Here is a 16,434-nt window from a genome sequence, read left to right as displayed (position 1 = left end):
GCCAGATGAAACAGGCAGATCAGCGCCGGCGGCGGCCCGTCCGCGCGCGGCGCTGGGGTTCGTTGTCGCCTGAGCCGTCGGAGGCGGAGGAGAAGCCGCCGAGCTTGGCCACCACGTCTTCGAGCGCAGGGCGGGGGCCCGGGGGCCGGGTTTCCAGCGCGTCGCGCATGGCGGCGAGGTGTTCCGGCATCGTGCCGCAGCAACCGCCGATGATCGTCGCGCCGGAATCGCGGGCGAGCACGGCGTAATCGGCCATCAGCGCCGGGGTGCCGTCGTAGTGGATATGGCCGTCGACATATTTCGGGATGCCGGCATTGCCCTTGGCGATAAGCGGCTGCTCCGGCCCCGCGGCGGAGAAGCCGAGCACGGTGCGGAGGAGATCGGAGGCCCCCACGCCGCAATTGGCGCCGAAGGCGACGGGCGGGTTGGGCAGCTTGCCCACCAGCTTCACCAGCTCAGCGGCGGTGAGGCCCATCATCGTCCGCCCCGCCGTGTCGAAGCTCATCGTGCCGCACCAGGGCATGTCGGCGAGGGCAAAGGCCTCCGCCGCCGCCTTGAACTCGTCGGCGGCGGAGATGGTCTCGACCCAGAGCACGTCGGCGCCACCCTCTTTGAGGGCCTCCGCCTGCTCGTGGAAGATCTCCACCGCCGCCGACTTGGTCAGCGGGCCCATCGGCGCCATGATCTCGCCCGTCGGGCCGACGGAGCCGGCGACGATGACCGGCCGGCCCGCTTTGTCGGCCACCTCGCGGCCGATCTCGGCGGCGATGCGGTTGAGCCGGCCGACGCGGCCCTCCGCCTGGTGCAGCTTCAGCCGCGAGGCATTGCCGCCGAAGCTGTTGGTCAGGAAGATGTCCGATCCCGCCCCGACGGCGCCCTCGTAGAGCGCCTGAATGCGCTCCGGATGCGTCTCGTTCCAGAGTTCAGGGGCTTCGCCAGCTTCGAGCCCCATGTTGAAGAGATTGGTGCCGGTGGCCCCATCGGCGAGGAGCCAGTCGCGCTGGCCAAGGAGCGCGCGGAGCTTGTCTTGCATGAGGAGGCCTCCTGGAGGGAGAGAGAATTTTCGCTGAGCGAATGACACGCGCCGGGCAGGAGTTCAAACGGAAAAGGATCGGGCAGGGGCCCCGGGCGCCAGATCGCCTGCATGGCGGCGGCGAGGCCGAGCGCCAGGACGGGGCGGGAGGGCGCCGCCGCATAGCGCGGCTCCCACGAGGGGCCGAAGGCGGCCTTGAACTGCCGGAGGCCGGCGACGCCGAGCCGCGCGTTGATGTCGATCCCGAAGGATTTGGGCGCGTGATAGGGCGCGTTGGCGAGGCTGAGCCGGGGGATGCCGGCGTGCCGCGCCTCCTCCAGTGCCGTGGCGAGGATGGCCTGCATCGTGCCCTTGGGCGCCTCGGGCAGCCAGCGCATGAGCTCAAGCGACCATTCGCCGGGCGCGGCGTGGAAGGTGGCGAAGCCGACGAGCTTGCCGCCGGCGCGGGCGAGGATCACCACCTGCGGCACGATGACGGCGGGCGTGTAGCGCCCGGTCGAGAAGCCGCGCTCTCCCCCCATCTCGGCCGCCCAGGCGCGGGCGATGGCGCCCATCTCGGCAAGCGGCGGGGCGTAGGAGCCGAGCTCGGCCACCAGCCCGGCGGCGCGCGCGTCCCGCAGCTTGCGGCGGAGCTGGCGGCAGGCGGGCCGGTCGGCGCGCCAGTCCTGCGGGTCGATGATCGCGCGGTCGAAGAGCCGGACGACCTGCCAGCCGGCAAGCCGGGCGGCGGCGGCGGTGCGGGCATCCACGTCATAGGCGAGCGGGCGCCGGCCGAGATGGCGGGCGAGCAGCTCGAGCCCGGCGAAATCCGGCCGGCCGAGCGGCGCGCCAAGCGCGGCGAGCGTGCCCGGCGCCGGGCGCAGATGCCAGCCGCGCCGCCCGCTGGCGGAGAGCGCCAGCGCGCCGCCCTGCAGGCTGAGGGCCCAGCCGGCTTCCGGCGGCGCCTTCATCGCCGGCAGGCGCGGGTCGGCCCGGGTGAGGCGGAGCGTCGGCTCCGCCATCGGGCGCGGCCGGCGGAGGAGGAGGGCGGCCGCCACCAGCGCCGGCACGCCCTGATAGGCGATGCGCGCGGCGAGGACGGCGGCAAGCAGCTCCGCCTGCGGCACGGCGGGCAGCAGTGCCAGCAGCACCAGCTCGAAGGCGCCGAGCCCGCCGGGGCTCTGCGACAGTAGCCCGACGCCCATGGCGGTCATCACCGCAAGCGTCAGCTCCGCCGGCGGCACCGCGCCGGGCAGGAAGAGCCCGATGACGAGCGCGAAGGCGGCGACGTCGATCGCCGTCCAGAGCATCATCGCGGCGAGGTCGGCGCCGGTGATCCGCCGGTCGGGCGTCGGCCCCGGCAGCACCGGGCCGAGGCGCATGAGCGCGATCCCGAGGAGGAGCGGCATGGCGAGCGCACCCCAGGGCCCGGCGCCGAGCCCGAGCCTCGCGAGCCCCGTCATGGCCGTGAGCGCGGCGACGAAGGCGAGCGACATGGCCAGCGAGAGTTTGGAGATCGTCCAGAGGCTGCTCTCCGGCAGGCAGCGGAGCCGCACGGCGCCGCCCGTCAGCGCCCCGAGCCCGAGCGCCTGGCCGATGGCCGTGGCCAGCATCCCCGCTCGGCGGGCACGGGGGCGGGCGATGCCGGTGGCGAAGATGGCGTGGAGCCGCCCCTCCATCCGCCCCATCGACCAGAGGCCGACGAGGGCAAGCGCCAGGCCGGCGCCCCAGGCGGCGGCGGAGAAGCCGCTCACCTCGGCCGCGACCTCGGCAAGGCTGAGCGAGGTCAGCTCGGCCCGAAGGAGCCAGCCGCAGGCAATGAGCGCCAGCACCGGCAGCGCCACGCGCCGCAGATGCAGCCGGAAGGGCCGCGCGGCCGCGGCCTCCTGCCGGAACTGCTCCGGCCGTTGATGTTGCGACATCGCGCACCCCCGAACTCTTGAACCCCGGAGCGGGGCTTAGGCGGGGGAGTTGAACGAGGTGTTAACGCGCGAATTGCTCGGAAAGGATGTCGCGGGTGGGATGGGCCGGAGGTTGCCGCGGAGGGTGAGCGCCGGGCCGGGGGTTGGCGCTCGTGACGGATCTGATGCGAACTTTGTCGTGCAGCCACATCCCCGCTGACAACTTTGCGCTGCCCCACGAGAGCGCCAGCCCGCGGGACGGGCCGGCGCTCGCCCTGCGCCGTGCCGGCGCGGACCGGGCGGGGGACTTAGCGGAGCTGTTCCGCATGGCGTAGGGTGGGTTTTCGGGCCCACCGCCCCTCCAAGACGCAAACGGCCCGCCCCGTCGGGGCAGGCCGCGCGCTACGTCCTGGTCGCTTGCCTCAGAGGAAGCTGGCCTTGGCCTCCAAGAGGCATTCGGCCATCCGCGTGCGGATCGTGGCGTCGTCGGCCCGGTCGCCGAGATCGCCCTTCACCTTGCGGAAGACGTCCTCGTTGCCGGCTTCCTCGAAATCGGCGCGCACGACCTCGGCCGCATAGGCCTCCGCCTCGTCGCCTTCCTTGCCGAGGAGCCCGGCGGCCCAGAGGCCGAGGAGCTTGTTGGCACGCGCCTCGGCGCGGAACTTCATTTCGGCGTCATGGGCGAATTTCGCCTCGAACGCGTTTTCGCGGTCGTCAAAGCTGCTCATGTCTCTCCCCTCAAAATGGGCCTCAGGGCGGCATCGGTCACGGTCTCATATGCCCGCCACCTCTCTTGCCCGCAAGGGGGGCTTGGCGTATGAGCCGAGCCAGACGGCCGGCCCCTCCGGGGCCCGGGGGCAGGGCGCTCGCGCCACCCCCGAGCGCCGATGCGCGACGGTCCGACCCGGCCGGCGCCGGATGATGGAGAGACCATGGCACGCCGCAAGAAGGTCTACGAAGGCAAGGCGAAGATCCTCTACGAAGGGCCGGAGCCGGGCACGCTCGTGCAGTATTTCAAGGACGATGCCACCGCCGGCAACGGCGCCAAGAAGGATGTGATCGACGGCAAGGGCGTGCTCAACAACCGCCTGAGCGAGTTCTTCATGACCGGCTTGTCGTCCATCGGCATTCCCACGCATTTCATCCGCCGGCTGAACATGCGCGAGCAGCTCATCCGCCATGTCGAGATCATTCCGCTCGAGGTGATCGTGCGCAATTTCGCCGCCGGCTCGATGGCCAAGCGGCTGGGGATGGAGGAGGGCACGGCGCTGCCGCGGCCCATCGTCGAATTCTCCTACAAGGACGACGCGCTCGGCGACCCGCTGGTGCCCGAGGAATATATCATCGCCTTCGGCTGGGCCTCGCAGCAGGATCTCGACGATATCGTCAGCCTCGCGCTGCGGGTGAACGACTTCCTCTCCGGCGTCATGCATGGCGTCGGCATCAAGCTCGTCGATTTCAAGATCGAGATCGGCCGGATCTGGGAGAACGACTACCCCCGCCTGGTGGTGGCCGACGAGATCAGCCCCGATTCCTGCCGCCTGTGGGATATCGAGACGGGCGCGCATCTCGACAAGGATGTCTTCCGCCGCGATCTCGGCTCGCTCTCGGATGCCTATACCGAGGTGGCCCGGCGGCTGGGCGTCCTGCCGTCCAACGTCACGCACCGGCCGAAGCCGACGCTGATCAACTGACCGGGCGGCCCTTGCGGCCGCCCCCCAAGCTTCCGGAATCTCCCCATGAAAGCCATCGTCACCATCATGCTGAAGGACGGCGTCCTCGACCCGCAGGGCGAGGCGGTGCGTCATGCGCTCGGCTCGCTCGGCTTCAACGGGGTTGAGGGCGTCCGCCAGGGCAAGGTGATCGAGCTCGACCTCGCCGAAAGCGACGAGGCCGCCGCCCGCGAAACGGCGGAGGCCATGTGCCAGAAGCTCCTCGCCAACACGGTGATCGAGAGCTACCGGGTCGAGCTGGCCTGAGGGCAGGGGCCGCGCCGCCGGCCGGGCCTATCCTGTAGGGAGAGCACCGCCCCCCTCGCTTTTCTCCGAATACCGCCAGGGAGCGCGAAGGGCAGGCAGCCCCTCGCTCCGTCCCTTGCCGCCGGGCGCGCCGCCGATCATGCTCTCCCCGACCCCGAGGGAGGAGCCCCATGCGCGCCGCGATCATCGAAGCCTACCGGGCCCCGCTGGCCCTCGTCACCCGCCCCGAGCCGACCTGCCCGGATGATGGCGTCGTCCTCAAGGTTCTCGCCTGTGGCATCTGCCGCTCCGACTGGCACGCCTGGACGGGCGAGCATCCGCGCGTGAAGCCCGGCGCCATCTGCGGGCATGAGTATTGTGGCGAGGTGGTGGAGGTCGGCCCTGCCGCGCGGTGGGCCATCGGCGATGTCGTCGTCGCGCCCTTCCTTCTCGGCTGCGGCCATTGCCCCGCCTGCCGCTCCGGCGCCGAGCACACCTGCCCCGACATGGTCTATCCCGGCCTCGGCAGCGACGGCGCCTTCGCCGAATATGTGGCCGTGCCCCGCGCCCACAACCTTGCCCGCCTGCCGGAGCACATGGGCCCGACGCTCGCCGCCGGGCTCGGCTGCCGGGTCATGACCGCCTGGCACGGGCTGACCGACCGGGCGGCGCTCCAGCCCGGCGAATGGCTGGCCGTCCATGGCACAGGCGGCGTCGGGCTCGCCGCCGTGCTCATCGGGCGGGCGATGGGGGCACGCGTCGTGGCGGTCGATCTCGTGGAGGAGAAGCTCGCCCATGCCCGCGCCCATGGCGCCGAGGCGACCGTCAACGCCGCCGAGCCGGGCGCCGCGGAGCGCATCCGCGAGATCACTGGCGGCGGCGCGCATGTCTCCGTCGAGGCGGTGGGCATCGAGCCGACGCTCAATGCCTCGCTCGCCTGCCTGCGCCCACTCGGCCGGCACGTGCAATGCGGCATGCCCATCGGCCATACCGCGCGGATGGAGATCGACCTCGGCCGCGTCTTCATGGGGCAACTGGCGCTCTATGGCTCCAAGGGCATGCCGGCGCATCGCTACCCGCAGCTCTTCTCGCTGATCGCCTCGGGCGCCGTCGACCTCTTGCCCATGATCGGCCGCGAGGTGCGGCTCTCGGATGTCGCGGCCGAGCTCGCCGCCTTCGACGGGCCGACGCCGCCCGGCGTGGCCGTGGTGACCGACTTCACCGCGTGAGGCGCGGGGCAGGGCGCGGGAATCCCCCCGATTTCCCTGCCTCCGCCGCTGCCACCTTGACCGCGGGGCGAAGCGATGCTCTAGCGGCGCCATCCCCCCTACGGAGTGCCCCGATGAAAGCCGCCGTTCTCGTCTTTCCCGGATCCAACTGCGACCGCGATGTCGCCGTGGCCCTGAAGGCTGCCGGCGCCGAGGTCACCATGGTCTGGCACAAGGAGCCCGAGCTGCCGGGCGGGCTCGACCTCGTCGCCGTGCCCGGCGGCTTCTCCTTCGGTGATTACCTCCGCTGCGGCGCCATTGCCGCCCGCTCGCCGGTGACCGGCGCGCTCCGCGCCCATGTCGAGCGCGGCGGCTTCGCCATCGGCATCTGCAACGGCTTTCAGGTGCTGACCGAGACGGGCATCCTCCCCGGCGCGCTCATGCGTAATGCCGGGCTCAAGTTCATCTCGCGCCCCGAGCCGCTGATCGTCGCGACGGAAGAGAGCCCCTTCACGCGGCTCTACCGCAAGGGCCAGCGCATCGAGATCCCCATCGCGCATCACGATGGCAATTACGTCATCGGCCCCGAGCTTCTCGCCGAGCTGCAGGCAGAGGACCGCATCGCGCTCCGATACGCTTCCAATCCCAACGGAAGCCAGGGCGACATCGCGGGCGTGCTCTCCGCCAACCGCCGGGTGCTCGGCCTCATGCCGCATCCCGAGCGCGCCGTCGATCAGGGCCATGGCGGCACCGACGGGCGGGCGATGTTCGACGGCCTCGTCGCCGCGCTGCAGGACGCCTGAGCCGGCGCTTGCCGGCGCGGCGCGCGGCCCGTAGTTTCAGCGCATGAACGGCTGGCGCACATTCCTGCGGTCGCGGCGTCTGTGGATGCAGGGGCTTCTGCTGCTCTTCACCGCCAGCGTCATCGGCGTGCTCTGGCTGACGAATGCGCTGTTGACCGAGCGCTTCACCGAGACCACACGCAACCGCGCCGAGGTGCGCGCCGCGCTCTACGGCGCCTCGCTCGTCTCGGAGCTGCAGCGCAATTCCATCGTCCCGCAGCTTCTCGCCCGCGACCCCGAGCTGATCTCGGCGCTGAACACCGGCGATTTCTCGCTCTCCTCGCAGCGGCTCCTGTCCTATCTGGAGGAATCGGGGGCCGCCGGGCTCATGCTCTTCGACCGCGACGGCCGCGTCGTCGCCGCGACCAACCGCGAGCGGCTGGGCGAGAACCACAAGAACACGCTGCATTTCCTCTCTGCCGTGCGCAACAACGTCACGATGTTCTCGCTGGAGGAGGCCGAGACCGGCGGCTTCCGCTTCTTCTATTCGCGGCGGGTCGAGCAGGGCGGGGCGCTTCTGGGGGTCATCGCCGTCGAGGCGGCGCTCGGCGCCATCGAGCGGAGCTGGGTCGGCACGCAGGATGCCGTGATCGTGCTCGACAGCGAGGAGCGGATCATCCTCTCCACCGAGCCGCGCTGGCGCGGGCTCGACGAGAGGGCGGCGCTCGCCACGCAATCCGTGCCCTCCGCCATCGAACGCGCGCTGCGCATGACCCAGGACTGGACCGTCCTGCCGCCCGACGCCTATGTCGCCGGCGAAGCGGTGCTCCGCCGCGAACTTCGCGTGCCCTTCCAGGGCTGGAAGCTCGTGACCTTCACGACCTATGCCAATGTCCGCGAGCGGGTGAATGGCGTCCTCGCGCTCGAGATCATGGGCTTCGCCATCCTCCTCGCCGGGGGTTTCTGGGTCTCCTCCCGCAAGAGCGCCAATCGCGTGGTGCTCTTCCAGCGCGAGAGCGCCGAGCTGCGCGAGCTCAACCAGCGACTCCAGCGCGAGATGGCCGAACGCCAGAAGGCCGAGGAGAACCTGCAGGTCGCCGAGCAGACCCTCGCGCAATCGTCAAAGCTCGCCGTTCTGGGCGAAATGAGCGCCTCGGTCAGTCACGAGCTGAACCAGCCGCTGGCCGCGATGAAGACCTATCTGGCCGGCGCGCGGCTCCTCCTCGAGCGCAAGCGCCCCGACGAGGCGCTGGCGAGCTTTCACCGGATCGACGATCTGATCGACCGGATGGGCGCCATCACCCGGCAGCTCAAGAGCTATGCCCGCAAGGGCTCCGAAGCCTTCGCGCCGATGGATGTGCGGGCCGCCGTCTCGTCCGCGCTCGCCATGATGGAACCGCAGCTCAAGACCCGAAAGGTCAAGATTACCAGGACCTTGCCGTCCACTCCTGTCATGACCACCGGCGACCGGCTGCGTCTCGAACAGGTGATCGTCAATCTCTTGCGCAACGCGCTCGATGCGACGAAGGACGAGGCCGACCCGGCGATCGACATCGTGCTCGCCGCCGGCGAGACCATTCGCCTCACCGTGCGCGACAACGGCCATGGCATCGAAAATCTGGAGGCGCTCTTCGAGCCCTTCTACACGACCAAGCAGCCGGGAGACGGCGTCGGCCTCGGGCTCGCCATCTCCTCCGGCATCGTCTCCGAACTCGGCGGGCGGCTCACGGCGAGGAACTCCTCGCTCGGCGGCGCCGTTTTCGAAGTGGAACTGCCGGCAGGCGCTCGGCAGATAGAGGCGGCGGAATAGCCGCGAGCAGGCAGGACCCGAAGGGGAGGAGCGAAAATGACCAAGGCCATGAAGATCGCGATCGTCGATGACGAGAAGGACATGCGCCAGTCCATCGGCCAGTGGCTGGCGCTCTCCGGCTTCGACACCGAGACCTTCGCCTCGGCGGAAGAGGCGCTGAAGGGGCTGTCGTCCGACTATCCCGGCATCGTCGTCACCGATGTGCGGATGCCCGGGATGGACGGGATGACGTTCCTCCGGCGCCTGCGCACCGTCGACAATGCGCTCCCGGTCATCATGATCACCGGCCATGGCGATGTGCCGATGGCGGTAGAGGCCATGCGCATCGGCGCTTTCGACTTTCTCGAAAAGCCCTTCAACCCCGACCGGATGACCGAGCTCGCCAAGAAGGCCGCCCAGGCCCGCCGCGTCTCGCTCGACGCCCGGGCGCTCCGCCGCGAGCTGTCGGACGGCTCGGCGCTGATGGGCAAGCTCATCGGCGCCTCGCCGGCGATGGAGCGGCTGCGCGAGGATATCCTCGATCTCGGCCAGGCCGACGGCCATGTGCTGATCGAGGGCGAGACGGGCACCGGCAAGACGCTCGTGGCCCATGCGCTCCACGCCGTCGGCCCCCGGGCCAGCAAGCCCTTCGTCATCCTGCCCTGCGGCGCCTATGACGACGAGGCGCTGGCCCGCCGGCTCTTCGGCCCGGCGGAGGAGGGCGGCCCCGTCCCCGCGCTGGAGGAGGCGCGCGGCGGCACGCTGGTGCTCGAGGGCATCGAGCAGCTCTCCGGCGCCACGCAGGCGCGGCTCCTCACCGCGCTCAACGACCTCGGCACCCCGGCGGAGACGCGCATCACGGCGATCTGCAACCTCGCCGACGAGGGCAAGACCTGCGAGAGCGAGATCCGCTCCGATCTCTTCTACCGCCTCGCCGCGCTCAGGATCACCGTGCCGCCGCTCCGCCAGCGCGGCGAGGACATCCTGACGATCTTCACCCAGAAGGCGGAAAGCTACGCCGACGAATACGGCTGCCCGACGCCCGAGCTCTCGGCGCAGGAGGCGGCCCAGCTCCTCCAGGCGCCCTGGCCGGGCAATGTCCGCCAGCTCATCAACGTCGCCGAACGTGCGGTGCTGCAATCGCGACGCGGCACCGGCTCCATCGCCTCGCTGCTGATGAGCGACGGCGAAGAGGCGCAGCCGGCGATGACGACCGAAGGCAAGCCCCTCAAGGAATTCGTCGAGGCCTTCGAGCGGATGCTCATCGACAACACGATGCGCCGCCACAAGGGCTCCATCGCCGCGGTGATGGAAGAGCTCTGCCTCCCCCGCCGCACCCTCAACGAGAAGATGGCCAAATACGGCCTGTCGCGGGGCGATTACCTCGGCTGAGGCGCCAGCAGCTGCAGCAGGGCCACCCTGCCTCTGCCCCTTTCCAAATACCTTTGGGGGGCTACCCAAGTGCGCCATTGGTTCGAGCACCAATGGCGACGGGGGAGACGGCCCCCCGGCCTCTCAGCCCTGACGACGGCTGGACCTCGGCGCCCCGACCCGCGACACTTGCCCGTGAAGGGAGAGGGGAGCAGCCGCCATGCGCATCGTCAGCCTCAACGCCTGGGGCGGTCAGTGCTGGGAGGCGCTCGCCGACTGGCTCCCCGCCGCCGCGCCTGACGTCCTCCTCCTGCAGGAGGTCACCCGCGCGCCCGTGCCCTCGCCGGACTGGCTGACCTACCGCGACCCTTACCGGCAGCTCGATCAGCGCGCCGATCTCTTCGGCGACATCTGCCGTCTCCTCCCCCGCCACCAGCCCGCCTTCGCCGCCGCCGCCCGCGGCACGCTGCAGGATGCCGCCGGCACCGAGATCCCCTCCGAGCACGGGCTCGGCACCTGGATCGCCCCGCATCTGGCGGTCACCGCCAGTCTCAGCCGCTTCGTCCACGGCGCCTTTCGCGCGGATGGCTGGGGGGAGGAGCCGGTGCCGCGCACCGCCCAAGGATTCCGCCTCGCCGATCCCGCGACCGGCCGGGCGCTCGCCGTCGCCCATATGCACGGGCTCCGCGACCCCTCCGGCAAGGGCGACACCTCGGCCCGCCGCGCCCAGGCCGAGGCACTGCTCGCGCTGGTCCGCGACGTGGCCGCTCCTGGCGATCCACTCGTCGTCGCGGGGGATTTCAACCTCCTGCCGGGGGCGGAGACCTTCGCGATCCTCGCCCGCGCCGGCCTCAAAGACCTCGTCACCAGTCGCGGCCACAAGGACACGCGCACGGCGCTTTACCCCAAGCCCGGGCGCTTCGCCGACTACTGCCTCGTGACCCCGGATATCCCCGTCGCCGCCTTCACGGTCCCCGCGGAGCCCGTCGTCTCCGACCACCGGCCCCTCATCCTCGACCTCGCATAACCCCCTCCGCAGAGCCCGGCCGGACGATTGCCCATTGAAGCGGCCCCCGCCTTGGCCTTATGTTGAGAGAACCGGCCCCTCGCAGGGTCACCCTGCGCCGCCGGTGAGGTTTCTGTTCCAGTCGCGCCGGGCCAATCCCCCCGAGCTCTGAGACAGGTATTTGGCGCCGGATCCGTCCGGGGTCAGCGATGCGCCCCGGCCGCCATACTGGCAGGCCAGGCGATATAACGGGCGACGGATCCCTTTCGTCGCCGGAGAAGAACCGCGATGACGCGCGCGATTGTCAGAGGCAGGATTGCAGCGGCCCCCCCGGGGCCTGCGGCTTCCTCCCCCGTGCCTCCCGCCGCCCTCGCCCCAATCAGACATTCCGCCCGGCCCGCCGCCCCACCGGGGAGGCGCGCTTCGGCCGAATGCATTCAGGCAACATGGCTAAGAAAATGCTCATCGACGCCACCCACGCGGAAGAGACCCGCGTCGTGGTGGCCGACGGAAACAAGGTCGAGGAATTCGACTTCGAAAGTGCCGCCAAGCGTCAGCTCGCCGGCAACATCTATCTCGCAAAGGTAACACGGGTCGAAGCCTCGCTTCAGGCCGCCTTTGTCGATTACGGCGGAAACCGCCACGGTTTCCTCGCCTTCTCGGAAATCCACCCGGATTACTACCAGATCCCGGTCGCCGACCGCGAGGCGTTGCTCGAGGAAGAGCGCGCCTATGCCGAGGCGCAGAAGGAGGAGGACGAGGAGGAGGACACCAAGCGCAAGCCGCGCTCCCGGTCCCGCTCGCGTTCCCGCAGCAAGGCCTCCGACGCCGAGACCTCGGCCTCCACCTCCGGCGAGGCCGCGGGGATGGAGACGATCGACCTCGGCGAGGACGAGGGCGAGGACGGCGAGACCCCGGAAGGCGCCTCGCCCATGGAAACGGTCGCCGAGACCCCGGTGGAGACCCCCTCCGCCGAGGAGGAGGATGACGACACCGCCGTCGAGCATGTCGACAAGGACACGACGATCGAGAGCGCCGGCCAGGACGACGACAGCGACGACGTCCGCCCCGCCCGCAAGGCGCGGCCGAAGCGCTACAAGATCCAGGAGGTCGTCAAGGTCCGCCAGATCATGCTGGTCCAGGTGGTCAAGGAAGAGCGCGGCAACAAGGGCGCGGCGCTCACCACCTACCTGAGCCTCGCCGGCCGCTACTGCGTCCTGATGCCGAACACCGCCCGGGGCGGCGGCATCTCCCGCAAGATCACCAACGCCGCCGACCGCAAGAAGCTGAAGGAGATCGCGGGCGAGCTCGATGTGCCGAAGGGGGCGGGGCTCATCATCCGCACCGCCGGCAGCCAGCGGACGAAGAGCGAGATCAAGCGCGACTACGAATACCTGCAGCGCATGTGGGAGCAGATCCGCGAGCTGACGCTGAAGTCGGTCGCGCCGGCGAAGATCTACGAGGAGGGCGACCTCATCAAGCGCTCGATCCGCGACCTCTACAGCCGCGAGATCGACGAGGTGATCGTCGAGGGCGAGGCGGGCTACCGCAACGCCAAGGACTTCATGAAGATGATCATGCCGTCCCACGCCAAGAACGTGAAACCCTATATCGACCCGATGCCGCTCTTCGCGCGCTATCAGGTCGAGACGACGCTCGCGGCGATGTTCAACCCGACGGTGCAGCTGCCCTCCGGCGGCTATATCGTCATCGGCATCACCGAGGCGCTGGTCGCCATCGACGTCAACTCCGGCCGGGCCACGAAGGAAGGCTCGATCGAGCAGACGGCGCTGAAGACCAACCTCGAGGCCGCCGAGGAGGTCGCGCGGCAGATGCGCCTGCGGGATCTCGCGGGCCTCATCGTCATCGACTTCATCGACATGGACGAGCGGAAGAACAACACCGCCGTCGAGAAGCGCCTGAAGGACAAGCTGAAGACCGACCGCGCCCGCATCCAGGTAGGCCGGATCTCGGGCTTCGGCCTTCTGGAGATGTCGCGCCAGCGGCTCCGCCCGGGGATGCTGGAGGCGACGACGCAGCCCTGCTCGCATTGCCACGGCACCGGCCTCCTGCGCTCGGATGACAACGTGGCGCTCGGCATCCTGCGCCAGCTCGAGGAAGAGGGCGTTCGCGGCCGCTCCCGCGAAGTACTGGTGAAGGCGCCGGTGGGGATCCTCAATTTCCTCTACAATTCCAAGCGCGAGCATATCGCCGGCATCGAGCAGCGCTACGGCATGGCCGTGCGGCTCGAGGGCGATCCCACACTCATCTCGCCCGATTACACGGTCGAGAAGTTCAAGACGGCGACGCGTGCCGTGCCCGAGGGTCTGGGCAACGTCATCCAGGCGAGCCCGGAGCTGATGGAAGAGGCCGAGGCCGAGGTCAGTGACGAGACGCCGGACGAGGACGAGATCCCCGCCGCGCTCGGCGAGACGCCGGCGGCGGCGCCGGCGCCCGCGGCCTCCGAAGACGACCGCCCGAAGAAGAAGCGCCGGCGGCGTCGGCGGCGTCGGGGCGGCAGCAATGGCGACGGCAACGGCGAGGGGCAGGAGTCCCGCGACGAGGACAACTCGGACGACAGTTCCGACGATGCCCCCGATGATGCCGGCGACGATGCCGGCGACGACAGCCCGGTCGAAGCGCCCGAGCCCGTAGCGGCGGACGCCGCGCCCGAGGCGACGCCGGAGGCGGAGCCGGAAGAGAAGCCCAAGCGGCGGCGGAGCCGCAGCCGCAAGAAGCCGGAGGCCGAGGCCGAAGCCGCGCCGGAGGCGCCGGCGGAAGCTGCCGAGGCGCCCGCTGATGCTCCTGCCGAGGCTCCGGCCGAGGCGGAGGAGAAGCCCAAGCGCCGCCGCACGCGCCGAAAGAAGGCCGAGCCGGAGGCGGAGGCCCCCGCGGAAGCCGCAGCCGAGCCCGAGGCCGAGCCTGTAGCGGTCGCCACGCCGCCGCTGGCCGACATCGCCGGCGACGAGGACGGGGCCGCCACGGCGCCCGAGCCCGCCGAGGCGCCTGCTGCGGCCGAGGCCCCGGCGCCCGCGCCGGAACCCGAGCCCGAACCCGAACGCGAGCCCGCGATGGAGGAGGCCTCTTCCGCCCCCGCCAAGCCCAAGCGCCGCGGCTGGTGGTCGCGCGGCTGACGTCGCCCCCACCCGAAGCACTCACGCCCGTCCGGGGAGACCCGGGCGGGCGTTGTCACATCCGGGCCTCAGCGGCGGCGGAGGAGCCAGCTGTTCGGGGCCGTCGTTACCTCCACGATCTCGTGGCCGGATTCCTGCGCGAAATGCGGCACGTCGAGCACCGCCATCGGATCGTCGGCGAAGAGCCGCACGAGGCTCCCCTCCGGTAGCTCCGCCAGCACCTTCCTGAGCCGCAGGACGGGCAGGGGGCAGCGCAGCCCCCGCGCGTCGATCTCCACCGGCGCGCTCACGGGCGCTCTCCGGGGATGTCGAAGCCGGGGCCCGCCAGCTCGAACCCCTCGAAGCGGAAGCCGGGCGAGACGGTGCAGCCGACGAGCGCCCAGCCGTCCCCCGCCTCCGCCGCCTGCCACCAGCCCTTCGGCACGATGGCCTGCGGGCGCGCGCCGCCCGCGAGGTCCGGCCCGAGCCGCAGCGCCTCCGCCGGGCCCTCCGCCGCCCGGGCGAGGCGAAGCGTCAGCGGCGTGCCGGCATAGAAGTGCCAGATCTCCACAGCGTCGACGCGATGCCAGTGGCTCCGCTCGCCGGCGCGGAGGAGGAAGTAGATGCAGGTCCCCGCCGCGCGCGGGGTCTCGTCGCCCTCCCAGGTCTGCCGGTACCAGCCGCCCTCGGGATGCGGGGCGAGCTTCAGGGCCTCGATGATCTCCTCGGCGGTCATGGCGCTCTCCTTTTCCCCGAAAATGCCCGCTTTTTTCGCGCCGGGGCAAGGCGATGCCGCGGCGGCGCGTCCGATCACATCTCCGTGCTTGGCGGGGCGGCCCTCCGGCGCTCCAATGATCCCGGGCCGGGTGGGACCGGTCTTTCATCATGCCAAGGGGGACCAGATGGCGGATACGACACTTCATGACATGCCGGCGGAGCGGCCGGGCGACATGGCGCCGGAGACCCGCGCGCCGTCGCTGATCTACGGGCTCGACGACAAGCCGGCACCCGGCCCGGCAACGCTCGCCGCCGTGCAGCACATCCTCGCCGCCATCGTCGGCATCGTCACGCCGACGCTCGTCGTCGGCGGCGCGCTGGGGCTCGGATCCGAGATCCCCTATCTCATCGCCATGGCGATGTTCGTCTCGGGCGTCGCGACCTTCATCCAGTGCAACCGCATCGGCCCGGTCGGCTCGGGGCTTCTCAGCCTGCAGGGCACCAGCTTCGCCTTCGTCGGCGCGGTGCTCGCCGCCGGCTTCGCCGTCAAGGCGCGGGGCGGCTCGAACGAGGACATCCTCGCGATGATCTTCGGGCTCTGCCTCGTCGGCTGCCTGGTGGAGATCATCCTCAGCCAGTTCATCGACCGGCTGACGAAGATCATCACGCCGACGGTCACCGGCATCGTCATCACGGTCATCGGCCTGTCGCTCATCCGCGTCGGTTTCACCGATTTCGCGGGCGGCGCGGGGGCGGGAGAGAATCTGGGGCTCGTCTCCAACCTGCTCCTCGGCCTCGTCGTCGTCGCCGTGATCCTGGCGCTCAACTTCACCAAGAACCCGATGATCCGCATCTCGGCGATCATGATCGGCCTCGTGGTCGGCTTCGTCATCGCCGCGATCCTCGGCAAGGTGAACTGGGGGGCCATGGCCGGCACGCCGATCTTCGCGCTGCCGATCCCGTTCAAATACGGCTTCGACTTCGATCTGGCGCTCTTCCTGCCCATCGCCTTCATCTACCTGGTGACGGCGATCGAGACCTCGGGCGACCTGACGGCGAACTCCGTGATCTCCGGCCAGCCGGTCTCGGGCCCCGTCTACATGAAGCGCATCAAGGGCGGCATCCTCGGCGACGGGGTGAATTCCGGCCTCGCGGCGATCTTCAACACCTTCCCGAACACGACCTTCAGCCAGAACAACGGCGTCATCCAGATGACGGGCGTGGCGAGCCGGCATGTCGGGATCTACATCGCCGGCATCCTCGTGATCCTCGGTTTCTTCCCGATCATCGGCGCGCTCTTCCGGCTCCTGCCGCCCTCCGTTCTCGGCGGGGCGACGCTGGTGCTCTTCGGCACCATCGCCGTCGCGGGCATCCGCATCATCGCGAGCGAGCCCATCGACCGGCGGAAGGTCTACATCATGGCGATCAGCTTCGGCCTCGCGCTCGGGGTGACGCTGGTGCCGGCGGCGACGCAGCACCTACCGACCTTCGTGCAGCAGGTGGTCGCGACGCCGATCACGCTCGCCGGTCTCTCGGCGATCATCCTGTCGCTGGCCCTGCCGGAGGGGCGGGACTGA

13 protein-coding genes and 1 pseudogene are annotated in these 16,434 nt (G+C 70.4%); 9 read left to right on the top strand and 5 right to left on the bottom strand.

The window, feature by feature from the left end:
• Positions 1-19: 19 nt before the first annotated feature.
• The 3 genes and pseudogenes from bmt to ACAZ03_RS08720 all read right to left on the bottom strand — a co-directional run bounded on the left by bmt (position 20) and on the right by ACAZ03_RS08720 (position 3,641).
• Positions 20-1,033, bottom strand: coding sequence for a betaine--homocysteine S-methyltransferase (gene bmt, locus ACAZ03_RS08730; RefSeq protein ID WP_373352774.1), 1,014 nt, complete (start codon positions 1,031-1,033; stop codon positions 20-22).
• 167 nt (positions 1,034-1,200) lie between these two features.
• A pseudogene (locus tag ACAZ03_RS08725) lies at positions 1,201-1,983 on the bottom strand (DUF2156 domain-containing protein); the annotation flags it as partial.
• Between the two features lie 1,352 nt (positions 1,984-3,335).
• Positions 3,336-3,641: a DUF1476 domain-containing protein gene (locus ACAZ03_RS08720; RefSeq protein ID WP_373352772.1), complete on the bottom strand. Its 306-nt coding sequence runs from the start codon at positions 3,639-3,641 to the stop codon at positions 3,336-3,338.
• 204 nt (positions 3,642-3,845) lie between these two features.
• On the opposite strand from ACAZ03_RS08720, the gene purC reads away from it, so the two are divergent.
• From purC to ACAZ03_RS08680, 8 genes are all read left to right on the top strand, one after another.
• On the top strand, positions 3,846-4,607 hold the full coding sequence (purC, locus tag ACAZ03_RS08715) for a phosphoribosylaminoimidazolesuccinocarboxamide synthase (protein ID WP_373352770.1): 762 nt from the start codon (positions 3,846-3,848) through the stop codon (positions 4,605-4,607).
• 45 nt (positions 4,608-4,652) lie between these two features.
• A complete protein-coding gene (gene purS, locus ACAZ03_RS08710) occupies positions 4,653-4,892 on the top strand; it encodes a phosphoribosylformylglycinamidine synthase subunit PurS (protein WP_373352768.1) in 240 nt (79 codons plus the stop codon).
• 170 nt (positions 4,893-5,062) lie between these two features.
• Positions 5,063-6,100, top strand: coding sequence for a zinc-binding dehydrogenase (locus ACAZ03_RS08705; protein ID WP_373352766.1), 1,038 nt, complete (start codon positions 5,063-5,065; stop codon positions 6,098-6,100).
• Between the two features lie 113 nt (positions 6,101-6,213).
• Positions 6,214-6,882, top strand: a complete 669-nt coding sequence (purQ, locus tag ACAZ03_RS08700) for a phosphoribosylformylglycinamidine synthase subunit PurQ (protein WP_373352764.1) — start codon at positions 6,214-6,216, stop codon at positions 6,880-6,882.
• A 43-nt stretch (positions 6,883-6,925) separates the two neighbouring features.
• Positions 6,926-8,671: an ATP-binding protein gene (locus tag ACAZ03_RS08695; protein WP_373352762.1), complete on the top strand. Its 1,746-nt coding sequence runs from the start codon at positions 6,926-6,928 to the stop codon at positions 8,669-8,671.
• A gap of 36 nt (positions 8,672-8,707) precedes the next feature.
• Entirely contained in the window at positions 8,708-10,042 is a 1,335-nt protein-coding gene (locus ACAZ03_RS08690) for a sigma-54-dependent transcriptional regulator (protein ID WP_373352760.1), read from the top strand.
• Positions 10,043-10,241: 199 nt separating this feature from the next.
• Positions 10,242-11,048 (top strand): endonuclease/exonuclease/phosphatase family protein, encoded by an 807-nt coding sequence (locus ACAZ03_RS08685; protein ID WP_373352759.1) that lies wholly within the window; start codon positions 10,242-10,244, stop codon positions 11,046-11,048.
• Positions 11,049-11,473: 425 nt separating this feature from the next.
• Complete coding sequence (locus ACAZ03_RS08680) at positions 11,474-14,161, top strand: ribonuclease E/G (protein WP_373352757.1); 2,688 nt, start codon at positions 11,474-11,476, stop codon at positions 14,159-14,161.
• A 68-nt stretch (positions 14,162-14,229) separates the two neighbouring features.
• On the opposite strand, the gene ACAZ03_RS08675 is transcribed toward ACAZ03_RS08680, so the two are convergent.
• Together ACAZ03_RS08675 and ACAZ03_RS08670 are read right to left on the bottom strand one after the other, a co-directional pair.
• Complete coding sequence (locus ACAZ03_RS08675) at positions 14,230-14,451, bottom strand: sulfurtransferase TusA family protein (RefSeq protein ID WP_373352755.1); 222 nt, start codon at positions 14,449-14,451, stop codon at positions 14,230-14,232.
• The gene (locus ACAZ03_RS08670) at positions 14,448-14,876 is read right to left on the bottom strand and encodes a cupin domain-containing protein (RefSeq protein ID WP_373352754.1); all 429 of its coding nucleotides are present in this window, start codon (positions 14,874-14,876) and stop codon (positions 14,448-14,450) included. The genes ACAZ03_RS08675 and ACAZ03_RS08670 overlap by 4 nt, the downstream gene beginning before the upstream one ends.
• Positions 14,877-15,042: 166 nt before the next feature.
• On the opposite strand from ACAZ03_RS08670, the gene ACAZ03_RS08665 reads away from it, so the two are divergent.
• Positions 15,043-16,434 carry a uracil-xanthine permease family protein gene (locus ACAZ03_RS08665; protein WP_373352752.1) on the top strand — a complete coding sequence of 464 codons (1,392 nt, stop codon included), beginning with the start codon at positions 15,043-15,045 and terminating at the stop codon, positions 16,432-16,434.

The sequence above is a fragment of the Pseudoroseicyclus sp. CXY001 genome (genome assembly GCF_041714655.1).
Lineage (GTDB): Bacteria > Pseudomonadota > Alphaproteobacteria > Rhodobacterales > Rhodobacteraceae > Pseudoroseicyclus_A.
The sequence above is the reverse complement of the archived record's forward strand: the minus strand, read 5'-3'. Positions and strand labels throughout refer to the sequence as shown.